Origin of the sequence: Arthrobacter sp. B2a2-09 (genome assembly GCF_027587375.1) — a bacterium.
Classification (GTDB): Bacteria; Actinomycetota; Actinomycetes; order Actinomycetales; family Micrococcaceae; genus Arthrobacter.
This window is the reverse complement of record NZ_JAMXIC010000001.1, coordinates 437,603-453,440: the sequence shown is the minus strand read 5'-3', so window position 1 is coordinate 453,440 and position 15,838 is coordinate 437,603. Positions and strand designations below refer to the sequence as shown.

The window sequence follows — 15,838 nt, the reverse complement described above, 5'->3', positions numbered from 1 at the left end:
GGAGGGCCGCGGCGGTTCGTTCGCTGATGGTCAGGACGCAGGCGACCTCGGCGACCAGGGCAAGCTCCTGGGCGGTGGCTTCGGCCGGTGATGCCACCGGCGGTGCGAGGAGCGTGGCTGCCTGGACGTAGTGCGCGGCTAGCTCCGCTTTCAGCGCGGCGGTCCGGGCTTCCAGCCGGGCGACTTCGGCGAGGCCGTCCAGGCAACCGTCGGCCAGGCTCCGCAGTGGATCGGTGCTTTCGGAGGAACCAGCGTCTGCCCGGAAGTCAGCGTCTTGCGGGGAATCGGGGCCGGGCTGATCGAAGCGGTCCGCGCCGGTGAAGGCGGCAAGCACGGCAACGGACGCGGCAATGGCCTCCACGGCCGCCTTGCTATCCGCGCTCCAAGCTGTCCTTCGATCCATGCAAACAGCATCTCAGGAGGCACCGACAATTTAGTGCAGCTGCTCGGGCAGCCTCACATCGATCCCCGCCGGGTGACCGATTTGCTGCTGATACCTTGCGAAAGCTCCGCCTCCAGCTCGCTAATGCTGGGCAGAATTGAAGCGAATTCCGGCAGCGACCCCGCGATCTCAGCTTCCCATTCCGCGATGCCAACGGGCTTGTTGAACCCGCGGAGGGCGTATTCGGCCACAACATTGCTCTTGGTCTTGCACAGCAACAGTCCGATGGTTGGCTGGTCGTCGTCGTGCGGGGGCTCGGCGACATCGACATGGCCGAGGACGCGGTCGCCGACGCCTTCACGACCGGACTGTCCGGCATCCCATCTGCGCCCGGCCCGGTGATGACGGGCGAGGAAAAAAAATTCGGGTGCAGGTGTCGATTTGGCCGGTCCTCATTCGTGTAGGGGGTGACCGGGTCGCAGAGAGCGGTCCGCAGAAGTAAGGGAGCATGTCATGCGTCAGATCAATGCCGCGTTGTCCATCACCCTCGACGGAGTCATCCAAGGCCTGGGCCGTCCGGACGAGGACACCCGTGGTGGCTTCACCCACGGGGGCTGGGGCGGCAAGTACAACGACGAGGTCATGGGCCGTGAGATGGGCAAGGGCATGGCCAAGCCCACGGACATGCTATTCGGACACCGGACCTGGACCGACTTCATCACCGCCTGGGGCATGCGTACCGACGACAACCCGTTCACCGCGCACATGAACGCAGCCACGAAGTACGTTGTGTCCAGGACGCTGGAGAACGCCGATGCCTGGCAGAACTCCATCCTATTGTCCGGCGAGGCCACCGAGACGGTGGCTAAGCTCAAGGCCGAGCCGGGCAACGATCTGACGATCATCGGCTGCGCGTCGCTGGTCCGCTCCCTGCACGCCGCGGGCCTCATCGACAACTACACGCTGCTGATCCACCCGCTCACCATGGGTACCGGGACGCGGCTGTTCGACGGCCCCGCGCCGATGACTAAGTTCGAGCTCACCGACTCCGTCCCCACAACCAAGGGCGTGATCATCGCCCGCTACACCCGCCGTTAGCGGAGGATGGTTTCGGTGCACCCTTATGCCCCGGAGCAATGCTTCCGATAACGCGTCCCGCTCCTCCGCAGTCCTGACAAGCAGATGCAGCCCGGACACGCGCGGAAATTGTCCTTAAAACGGCAGCCGCACTCCGGCAACTACGGCCTATCGACGGTTTGCTGCTTCCCGACCAGGACGGATGAGGAACCGCCGGACGCTTGGATTTCGGCAGCCATTTTGGTGAGGCGCTTCTTGGCTGCGTGCTCAACCAGGAGGGGTACATAGTCCCGGATCGGGCCACCGTTCAAGTTCCCGTGTTCTTCAGCAACCACTGTTTCGATGTCCGAGCGTGACATGTCGGGGAACCGCTCGGCCAGGTTGTTGATAACAGCCACAAGGGCCCGTGCTTCGTCTTCCCTCGTCATGGGCTAAGTGTCCAATCCGGCGGTGGGGAGGTCAACAAAATGACGGCGTTAGTCGAGGACGGTCGGGGGAAGGTCTTATTCCTGCCCCCGGGTGCCAGCTCCCGGCGGGCTCGTTCGATGACGTCATCTCCGAACAGGGTGTTCATATGGTCATTCCTTCGAACGTGAATGCCTCGTCGCGGAAGCGCCAGATGTTGTTGTGGCCGAACGGTCCCGTCAGATCGAAAAGGACGCCGGGTCCTGCGAGATCCAGCAATTTTGGGGAGGCAAGGCATGGGAAAGCAATCGTCTGCACAGCTTTCCATTCCGTCGATTGGGTAAGCCGTCGAGCCATTTGCGCCCATCCTAGGGGTGTTCCCACAACGACTCAGAGAGGGTTGGCTCGGTGCTGCGAACCTGCGGGCAGGGCGGAGCCAGGATGCCGCCGATTCGGGCCAGTCGACGGTGTTCAGTTTGTCTCCGCCTGTTGCAGTCCAGGCCAGGGCGACGATAATTTCTATCTCTGCTGGCGACGTTAGTGGGGTGATATTGTCATCCGATGCGGCGGCATGTGTGATCGCGTCGCCGATACGGGGAGATCGCGCACTATTTGTTTCTTTCAACGTCGTTCGTTCTTCCAGGTGAGGTATTTCTCGGGCAGGCAGCTCCCGCAGGGACGGTAGCCCGCCGCGATTGCGGTGGCTTCGTCGGCGCTGCGGTCGACTAAAGCGGATCGGTGACCTCGATCCGCACGGCACAGGCATCCGCCGCAGCCTTGCGAAGTACGGTTGCGTTGGGGTCGGCGACTGCCAGGAACGCCAGCCGCTTCCGCGCTGCGTACTCCTTCAACGCCGATTCTTCCAGGACGGCCGCGGAGAGTGCGGCGTCTCCGCCCAGAACGAGATATTCAATACCGTGTCCGGCGAACACCCCGGCGGCATATCCGGCCACGGCTTCCGTCAGCGCATTGGCTTGGTTCTCCCGACGCCGGGCAAAGCGCTGCTGCGAGGATCCCCCCGCGGCCGAGCGCGACTGCACGTAGCGGGAACCCGATTTGGATGCAGTCACTTTGCCGCCGCTCACGACCCCCACGGCGTAGCCGCCCCGGCGGACCAGGATGATTCCGAGCCGCCGTTCCTGTGAAGCAAGCGACGCCAAGCGCTCAACCGTGCTTGTGCCCCTACCGGGTCTTCCGTCCACGGGCCAAGGGGCTCTCAGCAGCGCCAAGGCGCCGTCCGCCGCCCGTAAAAGCGTGCCGTCAGCCGCCCGCAGAAGCGTGCCGCCGTCGTCGGGCTCTTCCTGAACGGCGCCATGGCTCGCGGCGAAGCGCTCCACCCAGCCGATCAACCGCGGTCCAGGGATGAAAGCGGTGCGCCCCGCTCCAGGGGGCTGCTTTTCGCTGGGGCCGGATGGCCGGGTCTCCACGTCGATGTCTCCTTCGCTGGATTCATGAGTAGCCTATCCATGTGGAAGATCTCTTTGGTGCCGACGCGGACAACGACGACGACGCCGGCAGCCAGGCGGCGGATTCGGACCGTTCCAGTGATGGACGTGCGGGCACAGTACGTCCGGCGTCGCCGCGGAGCCCTTTGGCTGTCCGCATGAGGCCCCGGACGCTCGACGACGTTGTGGGCCAGCAGCATTTGCTGGGCCAAGGCTCTCCTTTGCGGCAGCTCGCCGCAGGGGCCGACGCCGCCGGTCCTGCGGGTCCGAGCTCGGTCATCTTGTGGGGACCCCCGGGCACGGGCAAGACGACGCTCGCGCACGTCATCGCCCGCGGACCGGGCCGGAAGTTCGTTGAACTGTCCGCTATTACTGCGGGCGTCAAGGATGTCCGCCTGGTCATGGAAAATGCCTTGACCGCCCGGGATCTCTACCGGACCACTACCGTGCTGTTCCTCGATGAGATCCACCGTTTCAACAAAGCCCAACAGGATGCCCTCCTTCCTGGAGTCGAGAAGGGCTGGGTGGTCCTGGTCGCGGCCACCACGGAAAACCCCTCCTTCTCGGTGGTCTCGCCGCTGCTTTCGCGCTCGTTGTTGCTTACCCTCAAGCCGCTCACCGACCGTGACATCGAGGGGCTACTGCAACGGGCCGTTGCCGACGCCCGCGGCCTGGCAGGGGGAGTGGAGCTCACCCCGGAAGCCCTCGAACACTTGGTCCGATTGTCCGGGGGAGATGCCCGCCGTGCGCTGACGGCCCTTGAGGCCGCTGCGGGGGTGGCCTACGGAGACCGCAACAACGACGGCGGCGACCCTTCCGAAGACGCTTCCAGAGAGGAAGGGCTCGCGGGCGACGGCGCCCCCGAGGCTCCGGTCGTCGTCGAGCTCCGCCATACCGAGCGGGCCCTGGATGTGGCCGCCGTTCGATACGACCGCGCCGGCGACCAGCACTACGACGTCGCCAGTGCGTTCATCAAGTCGATCCGCGGCTCAGATGTCGACGCGGCCCTCCACTACCTGGCCCGCATGCTCGAAGCCGGCGAGGACCCGCGCTTCGTGGCCCGCCGGATCGTCATTTCGGCTGCCGAGGACATCGGTATGGCAGATCCCACGGCGCTGCAGACCGCCGTCGCCGCGGCCCAGGCAGTGCAGTTGATCGGCATGCCCGAGGGCCGTATCATCCTCGCCGAAGCCGTGGTGCATCTGGCGACGGCGCCCAAGTCCAATGCCGCCTATATGGGCATCAACAAGGCCATCGCCGATGTGCGTGCAGGGATGGGGATAGGGATTCCGGCGCACTTGCGGGATGCGCACTACCAGGGAGCGAAAGGCCTTGGCCACGGCCAAGGCTACAAGTACGCCCACGATGCTCCGCATGGCGTGGCCACCCAGCAGTACGCGCCGGATGATTTGGTCGGCAGGGACTACTACGAGCCCACGGCAAACGGTGCTGAACGGGATATTGCTCCCAGGCTCGAGCGGCTACGCAGGATCATCCGGGGCAAGTAGGCGTCATGGTAGGCTAGATGCTTGTCTGGCAAGGCACAGGCGCGCAATCCATCAAAATCCAGGTTTCGATGCTGTGCCCTGCGCCCCGTAGCAAAAGGCAGCGGTTGGCCGATGCTCTCCCTCATGGAGGCCAGTAACACTGACACACCGCAGATATTGGAAGGACACAAGTGGCTAACAACACTCGTGCTCGCCGTACCGCACGCCTTTCGCGTGCACTCGGCATCGCTCTGACTCCCAAGGCCGCCAAGTACATGGAGCGCCGTCCGTACGGCCCCGGTGAGCATGGCCGTGCCCGCAAGAAGCAGGACTCTGACTACGCTGTACGTCTGCGCGAAAAGCAGCGTCTGCGCGCCCAGTACGGCATCCGCGAAGCCCAGATGACCCGTGCCTTCGAAGAAGCACGCCGCACCAAGGGCCTCACCGGTGAAAACCTGATCGAACTGCTCGAAATGCGTCTCGACGCCCTCGTGCTGCGTGCTGGCTTTGCCCGCACCATCGCCCAGGCCCGCCAGCTGGTTGTGCACCGCCACATCCTCGTTGACGGCATCCGCGTGGACCGCCCGTCGTTCCGCGTTGCTGAGGGCCAGCTCATCCACGTTCACAGCCGCAGCGAAGTCATGGCTCCGTTCCAGGTTGCAGCTGCCGGTGCACACGTCCTGAACGTCGTTCCGGCTTACCTGGACGTCAAGATTGACGCCCTGCAGGCACGCCTGGTTCGTCGCCCGAAGCGCTCTGAGGTCCCCGTGACCTGCGAAGAGCAGCTCGTGGTCGAATTCTACGCTCGCTAATTTCCAGCAGGCGCATACAAAGAAGCCCGTGGCACGCGCCGCGGGCTTTTTTGTATGTAAGGTACTTGGGGAAGCCACGCCGGGGGTGCCGTGTAGAACCACATGGCGTACCAACCGCAACGCAACAAATGCTAGGAGATGAGTGTCCATGACTGGTGGCGATATTGCAGGCCTGATCGCGGCCGGAGTTTTCGCGCTCCTTGTGGTGCTGTTGGCTGTGCCGATCCTCAAACTCGGGCGCGTCTTCGATGAAGTCCGCACCTCCATCCGCTCCTTGAGTGACGGGGCGACGCCCCTGATGGACGAGGTCACGGCGACGGTTTCCACCACAAACCAGCAGCTTAAAAAGGTGGATGGCATCACCTCCAACGTTTCCGACGCCTCCGCCAACATCTCTGCCTTGTCCTCGCTGGTAGCCGCAACGGTCGGTTCGCCGCTCATCAAGGTGGCAGCGTTTAGCTACGGCGTGCGCTCGGCTTTTGCCGCCCGCCGCAAATCGGGCAGCGGCCGCCGCAGCCGCTGAATCCGTTCGTAAGTCAAGGCCTTCGTATGTCAGGAACACTGTGAAAAGAATTGTCTGGATGGGGATCGGCGTGGCAATCGGAGTCATCGCCTTCCGCAAGATCACCCAAGCACAGGCCAATATTGGTCCCGACGGCCTGAACCGCGCCGTAGCGCGGCTGGCCGACGGCGTGTACGACTTCGCCGACGCCGTGCGCGCCGGAATGAATGAACGCGAAGTCGACCTCAAGGCCGCGCTCGGCATTGTGGAGTCCGACGCCGGAAGCCGTTAGCGGCCGCGGTACAACTTGCCGCGGTTCGCCCAAGCGGCCGTCAACAGGGCAGAATTAGAAGCTGCGGCAATGGCAGATGCCAGAACCGCGCACAAACTCATGTGCAGTGAATTGAGAAGGGTAAGTAATCAGCTAATGAAGTCGCAGGAGATCACCAAACGCTGGGTGGACTTTTTTGTCAGCAAGGGCCATACCGCCGTTCCCTCAGCGTCGCTCGTATCCAGCGACCCCTCCCTGCTCTTCACTGTGGCCGGCATGGTTCCCTTCATTCCTTACCTGACTGCCCGCGAGGAGCCGCCCTTCAAGCGCGCCACGAGTGTCCAGAAGGTCATCCGTACCGGCGACATCGAGGAAGTGGGCAAGACCGCCCGCCACGGGACGTTCTTCCAGATGTGCGGCAACTTCTCCTTCGGGGATTACTTCAAGGAAGACGCCATCAAGTTCGCCTTCGAGTTGCTCACCAAGAGCGTCGACGACGGCGGCTACGGGCTCGACGTTGAGCGTCTCTGGGTGACGGTCTACGAAGAGGACGACGAAGCCAAGGAACTCTGGCTCAAGAACACCGGCATTCCCTCCGAGCGCATCCAGCGCATGGGCAAAGCCGACAACTACTGGTCCACGGGCCAGCCGGGCCCGGCCGGCCCCTGCTCGGAGATTTACTACGACCGCGGTCCGTCGTACGGCGCTGAGGGTGGTCCCATCGCGGACGAAACACGCTACGTCGAGATCTGGAACCTTGTGTTCATGCAGTACCAGATCGAGAACGTCCGCTCGAAGGTGGACTTCGACATCGTCGGCGAGCTGCCCAAGAAGAACATCGACACAGGGCTCGGCATGGAGCGCCTCGCGATGATCCTGCAGGACGTCGACAACATGTACGAGACGGACCAGGTCCGTCCCGTCATCGACAAGGCGTCTGCGCTCTCGGGCAAGGAATACACCTCTGCCGAGTCCGCTGACGACCCGCACCATACGGACGATGTCCGCATGCGCGTTGTGGCCGACCACATCCGTTCCGCGCTTATGCTGATTTCCGACGGCGTGTCCCCCTCCAACGAAGGCCGCGGCTACGTCCTGCGCCGGCTCATCCGCCGTGCCGTCCGCGCCATGCGCCTCCTCGGGGTCGAAGAAGCTTGCCTCCCGCAATTGCTTCCGGCTTCCCGCGACGCCATGAAGGGCGTTTACCCCATCGTGGAGACCGACTTCGACCGCATCAGCCGCATCGCCTATGCCGAAGAAAAAGCCTTCCTGCGAACCATCGCCTCCGGCACCGCGCGCCTTGAGGAAGCCGTGGAGCTCTCCAAGGCCGCCGGAAAGCCGCTGTCCGGCGAAGATGCCTTCGCCCTGCACGACACCTACGGATTCCCGATCGATCTGACCCTCGAAATGGCCGAGGAAGCCGGCCTGAAGGTTGATGAAGCAGAATTCCGCAGCCTCATGCTTGAACAGCGCCAGCGCGCCCAGGCAGATGCCAAGTCCAAGAAGGGTGGACACGCCGATGTCTCAGCCTTCCAGGAGCTCCTGGCCGAGGGCGAGACCGTCTTTACCGGCTACAGCGAGCTGGAAGGCGAGGCCCGTGTTCGTGGCATCGTCAGCTCGGGCCGGCGTGTTGCCCACGCTTCAACGGGCGACGAAATCGAACTCGTGTTGAACGAGACGCCGTTTTACGCTGAGGCCGGTGGCCAGTCCGCCGACAAGGGCCTCATCACCGGTGACGGATTCGTCGTCGAGGTCCTCGACGTCCAGCGCCCCGTGAAGGGCCTGAGCGTCCACAAGGCGATCGTCCGCGAAGGCGAGATCGCCTCGGACGCTTTGGTGCGCGCCGCCGTCGACCGCGAACGCCGCCACGCCGCAGAGCAGGCTCACACGGGCACGCACATCGTGCACGCCGCCCTGCACCAGATCCTCGGCCCGGAAGCCACCCAGCGTGGATCCTTCAACAAGGCCGGTTACCTGCGCTTCGACTTCGCCTGGGGCGAAGGGCTGAGTGTTGCCACGAAGTCCGAGATCGAAGAGGTCTCGAACATCGCCATCCGCAACAACTTCCAAGTGGACACCAAGGTCATGGGCCTCGCAGAGGCGAAGGCACTCGGCGCCATGGCCCTGTTCGGCGAGAACTACGGTAGCGAAGTCCGCGTTGTGGAGATCGACGGCGCGTGGTCCCGCGAACTTTGCGGCGGCACCCATGTGGCCAACACTTCCCTCATCGGGAGCCTGTCGCTTCTCGGCGAACAGTCTGTCGGATCGGGAAACCGCCGCGTGGAAGCCTTCGTCGGCCTTGACGCCTTCCGGCATCTCGCAGCCGAGCGCGCCCTGGTCACCGAGCTCACGGAGATGCTTAAGGTCCCGTCGGGCCAGTTGGCAGACCGGATCTCCAGCACCCTGGCCAAGCTCAAGGCGACGGAGAAGGAACTCGACCGCCTCCGCAAGGAACAGCTGACCGCAGCGGCTGCGAACCTCGTTGCCACGGCCCGGGATGCCGCGGGCGTCCGGGTGGTGGCGCACGACGCCGGCCAGGTCGGGGGAGCGGACGACCTCCGCAGCCTAGCCATGGACCTCCGCAACCGGCTTGGCTCCGACGCTTCCACGGTTGCCGTGGCCGGTGTCAGCAACGACCGTCCCGTCATCATCGTGGCCACCAACGAGGCCGCGCGTGAAGCGGGCGTCAAAGCAGGCGCCCTCGTCCGGGTGGCTGCAGGAATCCTCGGTGGTGGCGGCGGCGGCAAGGACGATGTCGCCCAAGGCGGCGGAACCGACGCCGCGAAGATCGCACCGGCCCTTGCGGCCGTTGTGGACGCGATCGCCAAGCGCTGATTTTGGAGGCGATTGCGAGCAACGACGACTACCCCCGGGGCATCAAACTGGGGGTAGACGTCGGCACCGTCCGCGTGGGAGTTGCCATCTGCGATCCGGACGGGATCCTGGCCACGCCGTTCAAGACGGTGAGCCGGGACGCCAAGAAGAATTCCGACATCGGGGTCATTGTCCGGCAGGTCGCGGAGCTCGGCGTAGTCCAGATCTTCGTCGGGCTGCCGCGCACCATGAAGGGTGAGGAACACGCGTCTGCGGTCATGGCTACCGACTACGCGGAGTTGCTGGCAGCCCACTTGAATCGCCGTGGACTCGACGTTCCAGTCAACATGGTGGACGAGCGGCTCAGTACCGTGACGGCCCACCGCAATCTCCATGAAGCTGGCATGAGCAGCAAGGATCATCGTAAAGTAGTGGATCAGGTTGCCGCTGCCGGAATTCTGCAGCACGCGATCGACATGCAAAAAGCCAGAGGTGCGGATGTGGGCAGGCGCGTGCAGGCGCCGATGCCATCCCAACACATTGACGGTGCCAGTGCGCCGCTGCCGGCCTCCGGCATTGATCCACACTCTCCAACGAGGGGAAGACAATTGTGAGCCCGGTCAACAACGACCCCTCCAACGACGGAGCAGTAGACCGTACCCGGCCTCTGACTCGTCGTGAAATCCGTGCCAGGGAACGCTTCCTGGAGACGCAGAACCAGGAGGTATTGCCACCACCTGTGCCTGTCCACTTTGAACCCGTCGCAGTCCCGAAGCCGCAGCCCGCATATGTCCCGGACTATGCTCCGGCGGCCCCGGAAACGAGCACCCACGCTGGCCTCTACGAGGACGGTGTTCAGAGCGAAACGGTTCAGCCCGAAGCGGACCTGCAGGAGCACGGTGCTTCGCCTGAAGAGGCTCAGCACCCTGACACACCGCTGCCCTTCGACGCTGCTCACTATGACGCCGTGCACCCTGACACCGCGGAGCACGACGCCGCACACCAGCACGATGCTTTGCACGATGAGGCTGTTCACAGCTACGACGTCGCACACGGTGACGAGTTCCACGAGCTGCACGCCCATGACGAAGGTTTTGAGCACCACGATCCCCACTTCGACTACGAAGTCCACGACGAGCACGAGCCCCATGAACTCATGGCGGCCGCCACGCCCGTGCCAAAGGCATCGAAGAAGGTCCGCAGGCGTCGTCGTCTTCTCGCGCTCCTGCTCACCCTCACGGTATTCGTCGCTGCGGTCACCATTGGCGCGCAGTTCCTGAAGCCATTGCTCGGCATGGACAAGGTCAGCGACTACCCTGGCCCCGGTACGGGTTCCGTCACTGTCACCGTTGCCCCTGGTTCCGGCCCCAAACTGGTCGCGACCAACCTTCAGAGCCAGCACGTCATCGCCAACGCCGACTCTTTCCTGGCGGCATTCACAGCCGCCGGTGGTGAACTCTCACCGGGTGATTTCACCTTCCGTACGGAAATGAACAACTCCGATGCGGTGAATGTGCTCCTCGGCAAGGATTCCTCCAAGGTCATGTACTTCGCGCTGAGTGCGGGATTGCGCATCGGTGAATCCCTTGATGCGATCGCCAAGGGTTCGGGCATACCTTTGTCCGACTTAAAGGCCCTCAGCGACTCACCGGCCCAGTTCGGCGTCCCGGCCCCGGCAAAGAACCTCGAAGGCTTCCTGGCACCGGGGGAGTACCGATTCCCCCTTGGAACCTCGGCGAAGGACATCCTCCAGAAGCTCGTCACGGCCACCACCGACGAGCTCAAGGCCCAGGGCGTCACGGATCCCGCCAAGCAGTACCAAACCATCACGGTGGCCAGCATCGTGCAGGCTGAAGGTGGCCAGGCCGACTACGGCAACGTGGCTGGTGCCATCTTCAACAGGCTCAAGCCGGGCAACACCGAGACGAACGGGCTCATCCAGTCGGATGCCACCGTTACCTACGGCCTGGGTACCAAGACCCTCCACCTGACCGATGCCCAGAAGGCTGACAAGAGCAACCCCTACAACACGTACGCCAACGTAGGCCTTCCGGTTGGCCCTATTGGTTCACCCGGCAAGACGGCCATCGATGCAGCCGCCAAGCCGACAGCCAACACTTACCTCTACTGGGTGACCATCAACCTCGACACCAAGGAAACCAAGTTCTCCAGCACGCTGGCAGAACACCTCAAGTACGTTGACCAATACAACGCGTGGTGTGCGGCCAACGCGGGACGGTGCGTGTGAGTAGACGTGCTGCCGTCCTGGGGCACCCCATCAGTCACTCGAAGTCACCAGCACTCCATCGCGCCGCGTACGCGAAGCTTGGGCTCGACATCGAATACTCGGCGATCGACGTAACAGTTGAGCGGCTCCCGGCCTTCATGGCGGGCCTTGAGGCCGGGGACAACTGGTGCGGTTTGTCCGTCACCATGCCCCTCAAAACCGCAATGGTGGACGAAGTCGACGAGGTCCGAGGGGCCGGCGCGCACTTGGGTGTCATCAACACGGTAGCGTTTGAAGCCACCGAGCAGGGCGTGCGGAGGGTCGGCCACAACACGGATGTGGCCGGCATCGTTGAAGCCGTAAGGAATGCAGGAGTAACGGAGCGGCCGAACTCCGCGATTCTTGGCGGCGGCGGGACATCCGCAGCTGCTATTGCGGCGCTCCGGGAGCTCGGTTCGAAACACGTTGACGTCTTCGTGCGCGACGCCGGACGGGCCGCCGAGGCGAAAGCCGCGGCAGCCGCCGTCGGGCTTTCCATTCACCTCCGGCCGCTGGCCGAAGCTGCTGAAGGCATGGCAGGGGCCGGTCTGGTGATCTCCACGCTTCCGCCGCGGGCGGCGGACGGCATTGCAGCGCAGCTCGAGCTGCTTCCCGACGGCGACAAGCTTCCGGACGATGACAGGCCTCCCAACGGCGACAGGCTTCCCGACGATGTCTGGGGTGTCCTGCTCGACGTCGCCTACGATCCTTGGCCCAGCCGCATTGCCGAAGCATGGCATTCGCGGGGCGGAGTGGTGGTTCCGGGGCTGGAGATGTTGCTCTATCAAGCCGTGGAACAAATCCGTTTGTTTTCCGGAGCTGACGTCACCGCCGATGTCATAGATGTGATGTGTGACTCAGTCGGGCTTCCCCGGCGGGTCTACTAAGGGCCTTACATGGCAGGATTGGATATATGTTGCGTTGGTTGACTGCCGGTGAATCCCATGGCCCGGCACTGCTCGGAATTGTTGAAGGCGTCCCCGCCGGTGTGGAACTCACCAGCGGGGAAATCCGTGACGCCTTGGCGCGTCGCCGTCTCGGCTACGGCCGCGGCGCCCGGATGAAGTTCGAGCAGGACGAAGTAAGCATCCTTGGTGGCGTCAGGCACGGCGTGACGCAGGGCGGCCCCGTCGCCATCCAAATCGGCAACACCGAATGGCCCAAATGGGAGCAGATCATGTCTGCCGACCCGGTAGACCCCGCGGTTCTCGCAGACCAAGCCCGCAACGCGCCGTTGACTCGTCCGCGTCCCGGCCATGCAGACTTCACGGGCATGCAGAAATACGGATTCCCTGAGGCCCGCCCTGTCCTGGAACGCGCCAGCGCCCGGGAAACCGCCACGCGTGTCGCGTTGGGTACCGTAGCATCGCAATTCCTGAAGCAGCTTGGCATCGAGCTCGTGAGCCACACCGTTTCCATCGCGAGTGTGACCGTGCCCGAGGGCCGTCCGCTACCCGTCCCGTCCGACGTTCTGGCCCTCGACGCCGATCCTTTGCGTTGCTTCGATCGGGAGACCTCGGACGCCATGGTGGCCGAGGTCGACGCGGCACACAAGGAAGGCGAGACTCTCGGTGGTGTAGTCGAAGTTTTGGCCTACGGTCTTCCGCCGGGACTTGGAAGCTACGTGCACTGGGACCGTCGCCTCGACTCCCGCCTGGCTGCTGCCCTGATGGGCATCCAGGCGATCAAGGGCGTCGAAGTGGGCGATGGCTTCCTGACCGCGGCCCGCCGTGGCTCCGCCGCGCACGATGAAATCGTCAAGGATGAGACCGGCCGGATCGTCCGCAAGACCAACCGTGCCGGCGGCATTGAAGGTGGCATGAGTATCGGCGAAGTCCTGCGTGTCCGCGCCGCCATGAAGCCCATCGCCACCGTCCCGCGCGCATTGAAGACCATTGACGTCAGCACCGGTGAGCCCGCCAAGGCGCACCACCAGCGCTCCGACGTCTGTGCCGTTCCGGCGGCGGGTGTCGTGGCCGAGGCCATGGTGGCCCTCGTGTTGGCCGAGGCTGTTGCTGAGAAGTTCGGCGGTGACTCCGTCGCTGAGACCGCCCGGAACCTTCGGGGTTACCTGGACAGCATCCCGGCAACCCTGGACTCGGTTGGCCACTAGTGGTCCGCGGTAGCTCGGGCGCCGGGTACGGGCGCGCGATCGCTTTGGTCGGGCCGATGGCCGTCGGTAAGTCTGTCATTGGCCAGCAGCTCGCCCAGCAATTGGGCGTGCCGTTCGTGGACACGGACGCCGTCATCGTTGAGCACCACGGCACTATTGCGGATATTTTCGCCGGTCGTGGAGAACATGCTTTCCGGGAAATCGAAGCCAGGACGGTGGCACGCGCCGTTGAAGCTGCGAACATCAACGGTGCGGTGGTTTCGCTTGGTGGCGGCGCGGTGCTCGATTCCGGCACGCAGCAGCTGCTGGGTGACTGCACCGTGATCTATCTCGAATGCGACGCGGAGACGGTCGCTGAGCGCATCGCGCGCAACACTGGGCGGCCACTCCTGGCCGGCGACGCCATGGCCCGCTGGGAAACACTTTTTGATGCCCGGCGTCCTGTCTATGAACGCCTTGCAGACATCATCGTCGACGTCCGGTCCGGAACCGTGGCGGAAATCGCCCTCCACGTGGAGGAAAGACTGCGTGAACACGCGGCCTTGAAAGAGGAAGTGCAAAAGTGAGCAACGAAGCAACTGTCATCAAGGTCACTGGCCAGTCCGCCAACGAGAACTACGACGTCGTCGTCGGGCGCGGCCTCTTGGAGACCCTTCCCGCGAAGCTTGGGGAACGGGTCAAGCGGGTCCTGGTGGTCCACCCGCGCGCCTTGCGCCTTACGGGCGATACGGTCCGTGCCGAACTTGAGGCTGCCGGATTCACCGCCCTCACTGCCGAGATCCCTGACGCGGAAGAAGGCAAACACATCCAGGTTGCCGCCTTCTGCTGGCAGGTGCTTGGCCAGAACGACTTCACCCGCTCCGACGCCATCGTGGCGGTCGGCGGCGGCGCGGTCACCGACCTCGCCGGATTCGTCGCCGCAACCTGGCTGCGCGGCGTCAAGGTCATCCACATGCCCACGAGCCTCCTCGGCATGGTGGACGCGTCGGTAGGCGGCAAGACCGGCATCAACACGGCGGAAGGCAAGAACCTGGTCGGTTCCTTCCACCCGCCCGCGGCTGTCCTCGCGGACCTGGACACGCTCCAGACGCTGCCGAAGAACGAGCTGATCTCCGGAATGGCAGAGGTCATCAAGTGCGGCTTCATTGCTGATCCCGCCATCCTGGAACTCGTCGAAAACAAGCCGGAGGAAGTCACCGATCCAGGCTCGGCGGTGCTCCGGGAGCTCATCGAACGTGCCATTGCCGTCAAAGCGAAGGTGGTTTCCGAAGACCTCAAGGAATCCGGCCTCCGCGAAATCCTCAACTACGGGCATACGCTCGGCCACGCGATCGAACTCGTGGAACGCTACTCGTGGCGGCATGGCGCAGCGGTTTCGGTCGGCATGATGTTCGCCGCTGAGCTCGCCCGCAGCGTCGGCCGGCTTTCCGACGTCGACGCCGACAGGCACCGCACCATCCTTGAGGGACTCGGGTTGCCGGTCACTTACCGCCGGGACCGCTGGCAGGGCCTGCTCGACGGCATGCGCCGTGACAAGAAGTCCCGCGGAGACCTCTTGCGTTTCGTGGTGCTCGACGGCGTAGCCAAGCCCGGAATCCTGGACGTTCCGGACACCTCGTTGCTCTTCGCTGCCTACCAGGAGATTGCATCATGACCACCGAGACCTTCAACACCATCAGTGATTGGCCCACTGGCGGATTTCCCGGGGTGCGCACCAACCCGGAGACGCTCCTGCCGGCCATCGTCAACGATGAAGCCATGCAGTCCGCACTGGCGGAGTCCAGCGATCCCGCTGACCGCATCATGGCGCTCATGCTCGAAGGCCACCCGGGAGAAGCCGCCGAGTTGTTGGCCGAGGCGCGCTACAACGATCCCGAGTCGTTTAAATTGCGGATCTTCGAGGCCGAACTGCACCGAGCCACCAACCGCTTTGACCGTGCCGTTGAGCTCTTCCGCCAGCTACTGGGCGAAGTTCACGGAACCGCCAAGGAACCGATCGTCCACCAGTATTTGGGGCGGGCCTATTTTGTGGCCGGCAATCCTGTCGCCGCGGCAGAGTCGTTTACCAAAGCCTTGGACTTGCGCGTCGCCCTGGCAGCTGACGCTTCCCTGATCTACTCCTCTGCCGTGGCCCTGCAACGCGCCCGGAACGTCCTCGAGCTCGCCTCCTGACAAGGGCGCGGCAGGCATGCCGCATTTTGCCGGTAGAATGGACTTTGGATTTTTGATAAATACGCGCTGGCGGCCGTCAAGGCATGCCTGCT

At 63.9% G+C, this 15,838-nt stretch carries 17 protein-coding genes and 1 pseudogene; 13 read left to right on the top strand and 5 right to left on the bottom strand.

The genetic code is table 11. The features are described from left to right. Positions 1-403, bottom strand: a pseudogene (locus tag NFJ07_RS02140) (HNH endonuclease signature motif containing protein); the annotation flags it as partial. A gap of 53 nt (positions 404-456) precedes the next feature. Continuing rightward, a complete protein-coding gene (locus NFJ07_RS02135) occupies positions 457-660 on the bottom strand; it encodes a hypothetical protein (RefSeq protein WP_442865266.1) in 204 nt (67 codons plus the stop codon). Between the two features lie 235 nt (positions 661-895). On the opposite strand from NFJ07_RS02135, the gene NFJ07_RS02130 reads away from it, so the two are divergent. Further along, positions 896-1,480, top strand: a complete 585-nt coding sequence (locus NFJ07_RS02130) for a dihydrofolate reductase family protein (RefSeq protein ID WP_269992136.1) — start codon at positions 896-898, stop codon at positions 1,478-1,480. Between the two features lie 140 nt (positions 1,481-1,620). Here NFJ07_RS02130 and NFJ07_RS02125 read toward each other — a convergent pair whose 3' ends face one another. From NFJ07_RS02125 to NFJ07_RS02115, 3 genes are all read right to left on the bottom strand, one after another. After that, positions 1,621-1,887: a CUE domain-containing protein gene (locus NFJ07_RS02125; RefSeq protein WP_269992135.1), complete on the bottom strand. Its 267-nt coding sequence runs from the start codon at positions 1,885-1,887 to the stop codon at positions 1,621-1,623. A 142-nt stretch (positions 1,888-2,029) separates the two neighbouring features. Beyond that, entirely contained in the window at positions 2,030-2,182 is a 153-nt protein-coding gene (locus NFJ07_RS02120; RefSeq protein ID WP_269992134.1) for a hypothetical protein, read from the bottom strand. A gap of 407 nt (positions 2,183-2,589) precedes the next feature. Then, positions 2,590-3,291 (bottom strand): acVLRF1 family peptidyl-tRNA hydrolase, encoded by a 702-nt coding sequence (locus NFJ07_RS02115; protein WP_269992133.1) that lies wholly within the window; start codon positions 3,289-3,291, stop codon positions 2,590-2,592. A 41-nt stretch (positions 3,292-3,332) separates the two neighbouring features. Here NFJ07_RS02115 and NFJ07_RS02110 point away from each other — a divergent pair, with 41 nt between their 5' ends. The 12 genes from NFJ07_RS02110 to NFJ07_RS02055 all read left to right on the top strand — a co-directional run bounded on the left by NFJ07_RS02110 (position 3,333) and on the right by NFJ07_RS02055 (position 15,746). Then, entirely contained in the window at positions 3,333-4,817 is a 1,485-nt protein-coding gene (locus NFJ07_RS02110) for a replication-associated recombination protein A (protein WP_269992132.1), read from the top strand. 170 nt (positions 4,818-4,987) lie between these two features. Then, positions 4,988-5,608 carry a 30S ribosomal protein S4 gene (gene rpsD, locus NFJ07_RS02105; protein ID WP_028267147.1) on the top strand — a complete coding sequence of 207 codons (621 nt, stop codon included), beginning with the start codon at positions 4,988-4,990 and terminating at the stop codon, positions 5,606-5,608. A gap of 148 nt (positions 5,609-5,756) precedes the next feature. After that, positions 5,757-6,131: a DUF948 domain-containing protein gene (locus NFJ07_RS02100; protein ID WP_269992129.1), complete on the top strand. Its 375-nt coding sequence runs from the start codon at positions 5,757-5,759 to the stop codon at positions 6,129-6,131. A 58-nt stretch (positions 6,132-6,189) separates the two neighbouring features. Then, complete coding sequence (locus tag NFJ07_RS02095) at positions 6,190-6,402, top strand: hypothetical protein (protein WP_269992153.1); 213 nt, start codon at positions 6,190-6,192, stop codon at positions 6,400-6,402. Positions 6,403-6,537: 135 nt separating this feature from the next. Then, positions 6,538-9,216 (top strand): alanine--tRNA ligase, encoded by a 2,679-nt coding sequence (gene alaS, locus NFJ07_RS02090; protein WP_269992127.1) that lies wholly within the window; start codon positions 6,538-6,540, stop codon positions 9,214-9,216. 2 nt (positions 9,217-9,218) lie between these two features. Then, the gene (gene ruvX, locus NFJ07_RS02085; RefSeq protein ID WP_269992126.1) at positions 9,219-9,809 is read left to right on the top strand and encodes a Holliday junction resolvase RuvX; all 591 of its coding nucleotides are present in this window, start codon (positions 9,219-9,221) and stop codon (positions 9,807-9,809) included. Further along, complete coding sequence (mltG, locus tag NFJ07_RS02080; RefSeq protein WP_269992125.1) at positions 9,806-11,443, top strand: endolytic transglycosylase MltG; 1,638 nt, start codon at positions 9,806-9,808, stop codon at positions 11,441-11,443. Before ruvX ends, mltG begins: the two co-directional genes overlap by 4 nt. Then, complete coding sequence (locus NFJ07_RS02075) at positions 11,440-12,348, top strand: shikimate dehydrogenase (RefSeq protein ID WP_269992124.1); 909 nt, start codon at positions 11,440-11,442, stop codon at positions 12,346-12,348. The genes mltG and NFJ07_RS02075 overlap by 4 nt, the downstream gene beginning before the upstream one ends. Before the next feature lie 26 nt (positions 12,349-12,374). Next, the gene (gene aroC / locus NFJ07_RS02070; RefSeq protein WP_269992123.1) at positions 12,375-13,574 is read left to right on the top strand and encodes a chorismate synthase; all 1,200 of its coding nucleotides are present in this window, start codon (positions 12,375-12,377) and stop codon (positions 13,572-13,574) included. Next, a complete protein-coding gene (locus NFJ07_RS02065; protein ID WP_269992122.1) occupies positions 13,574-14,140 on the top strand; it encodes a shikimate kinase in 567 nt (188 codons plus the stop codon). Before aroC ends, NFJ07_RS02065 begins: the two co-directional genes overlap by 1 nt. After that, positions 14,137-15,228, top strand: a complete 1,092-nt coding sequence (gene aroB / locus NFJ07_RS02060; RefSeq protein ID WP_269992120.1) for a 3-dehydroquinate synthase — start codon at positions 14,137-14,139, stop codon at positions 15,226-15,228. Before NFJ07_RS02065 ends, aroB begins: the two co-directional genes overlap by 4 nt. After that, a complete protein-coding gene (locus tag NFJ07_RS02055; protein WP_269992119.1) occupies positions 15,225-15,746 on the top strand; it encodes a tetratricopeptide repeat protein in 522 nt (173 codons plus the stop codon). The genes aroB and NFJ07_RS02055 overlap by 4 nt, the downstream gene beginning before the upstream one ends. The last annotated feature ends 92 nt before the right edge of the window (positions 15,747-15,838 follow it).

Coding starts and splice junctions, on each gene's coding strand:
- NFJ07_RS02130 (WP_269992136.1), top strand. CDS start 896: ATGCGTCAGATCAATGCCGCGTTGTCCATCACCCTCGACGGAGTCATC.
- NFJ07_RS02125 (WP_269992135.1), bottom strand. CDS start 1,887: ATGACGAGGGAAGACGAAGCACGGGCCCTTGTGGCTGTTATCAACAAC.
- NFJ07_RS02100 (WP_269992129.1), top strand. CDS start 5,757: ATGACTGGTGGCGATATTGCAGGCCTGATCGCGGCCGGAGTTTTCGCG.
- NFJ07_RS02095 (WP_269992153.1), top strand. CDS start 6,190: ATGGGGATCGGCGTGGCAATCGGAGTCATCGCCTTCCGCAAGATCACC.
- alaS (WP_269992127.1), top strand. CDS start 6,538: ATGAAGTCGCAGGAGATCACCAAACGCTGGGTGGACTTTTTTGTCAGC.
- aroC (WP_269992123.1), top strand. CDS start 12,375: ATGTTGCGTTGGTTGACTGCCGGTGAATCCCATGGCCCGGCACTGCTC.
- NFJ07_RS02055 (WP_269992119.1), top strand. CDS start 15,225: ATGACCACCGAGACCTTCAACACCATCAGTGATTGGCCCACTGGCGGA.